Annotated in this window: 2 protein-coding genes and 1 pseudogene; 2 read left to right on the top strand and 1 reads right to left on the bottom strand. The window is 42.2% G+C overall.

Annotated features, from left to right (window positions below; genetic code table 11):
• On the bottom strand, positions 1-323 hold a 323-nt coding region (locus tag F8S12_RS09050; RefSeq protein ID WP_196515973.1), incomplete at its 3' end, for a plasmid recombination protein.
• Positions 324-768: 445 nt separating this feature from the next.
• On the opposite strand from F8S12_RS09050, the gene F8S12_RS09055 reads away from it, so the two are divergent.
• Both F8S12_RS09055 and F8S12_RS09060 read left to right on the top strand, forming a co-directional pair.
• On the top strand, positions 769-1,230 hold the full coding sequence (locus F8S12_RS09055; protein ID WP_196515974.1) for a hypothetical protein: 462 nt from the start codon (positions 769-771) through the stop codon (positions 1,228-1,230).
• A 16-nt stretch (positions 1,231-1,246) separates the two neighbouring features.
• Positions 1,247-1,734: pseudogene (locus F8S12_RS09060) on the top strand (hypothetical protein); the annotation flags it as partial.

Below are 1,734 nucleotides of genomic sequence, written 5' to 3' on the forward strand. Positions count from 1 at the left end.
GAGGCGAAATCTACCATCCGGTCATCATCCCACTCACCTGCTAGTGATGGGTCATGAGGGCGAAAATATTCTGGTGATGCCGACAGAAAAATGTCACTACACAGCACGGCATCTTTGCGGGGTTTGTGTTTTGTGGTGCTGGCTATCTTAGTTTTTACTAATTCTTCAAGTGCTGTGCCATCCTCCATGCCAATCAGCCGGATATTTTTTTTAGTGGTGTCGGCATTTGGGGTATCTTGTAAACGGGCAGTATGTTTTTCACTACCGCCAACGTTGCCGAAAGATTTTAGTTTCTCAACGCGCAAGATTGCTAAAGCCACCATTGATTTTTAAAAAGAAAGTCAAAGGGAGTGCAAAAACCCCAGAGGGCGAACGAAACTTCTGTGTTCCAAGCGAAGCGAGGAATGGGCGCAGCCCACCCGCAGGGCGCAGAAGTGTAATGAGTACACCACCAACATGATACACCCAAGGCACATTATTTTTGTGGTAGTCCCCTCAGACCGCCGAAAAGCTTGCTGTGTAAGCTTTACAGACATATTTAGCGCATTTTGGTCAGCTTTTGATTGTTTAGCACCAATTACCGCAATCACACTCATTCATACCACTATTAGGGGTCAAACAAACTTCAAACACTTGAATTTTTTTGGTCTTGAACGCCACATTTTCACTCAATAACCCCGCTATTATACTTAATAAAGTCACATTTAGACTCACATAAATTACGATAGTGTTTTTATACGATAATATGTTTTTTACTTAGGAGACAAGATGAGCGAAAAACGCAACCTTTATGTTGAGTTGCCGAGAATAAAACGCAAGGTTAATTCATGGGAGGGTAAGGTGATTGAATATTTATTGAACCATCCTTCTAATAGACCAGCGACTGAATTTTCAATTGAGGCTATCACTGCTTTTTGGTTGGCGGAAGCTTTGGAGGGTCAAGCCAGAAATGACGAGCTAGCCAAAGCTTGTTGGTCTGCTATTGAGAAATTAGAAGGAAAACTTGCCACAATTAGAAGGATAGCTGGCATAGAAAAATTACCTCACGACTATTCTATGGTTTTGGCTAGTACTACAACTGTGACTACAAAAAGCGACAATCCGACAGCCAATCATAATGAACAACTTGATCCTCTTGAGTCAGACATAGATGACGACGATGAAATCATGGACTTGGAATTATCAGAGGAAATGATTCAGGCTAACAAGTTTTTTGGTATGAACCCATGAATTAAGGGATGATCTGATGACTCAAGGGGAGAAAAGTAAATCCGACAATACTATTAAATTGGTGATGTCCTGTGATTTGGGTGGTAGTTATGGCAAGTCAATTGTTCATAAATACCCAGACGGAATACCACAGGTAATGATTTTGTCGCCGGAAGTGGCTGATGTGGGGAAAACCGCAATTGCTCAATTAGTTGAGCAACAGTCGCAGTTCGATAGTACCTGGGTGGGCATCGGCGAAGAATATTATGTTTTAGGCTCTCTAGCTAAAAACCAATTTGCAGGGACGGCGGCACTGCGAGAATTGAAGTATCACTATGCCATACCAAAGATAGCTGGCTTTCTTTGGATGGCTTATCGCAAATTCAATATTAATAGTCCAGTTGAACTTTTTCTACAAATTCTGTTGCCATCAGGAGAACTCAACGATGGTCAGAATCTCCGAACACAATTTGCGAGTGTTTTGAAGCAGGGAATCATCACGCCCACAGGGAAACTCAAGGCGAA

The organism is Nostoc sp. WHI, assembly GCF_015714725.1.
In the GTDB taxonomy this organism is placed as follows: domain Bacteria; phylum Cyanobacteriota; class Cyanobacteriia; order Cyanobacteriales; family Nostocaceae; genus Nostoc.

Excerpts from the sequence above, each read along its gene's own strand:
- F8S12_RS09055 (WP_196515974.1), top strand. The coding sequence starts at position 769 with ATGAGCGAAAAACGCAACCTTTATGTTGAGTTGCCGAGAATAAAACGC.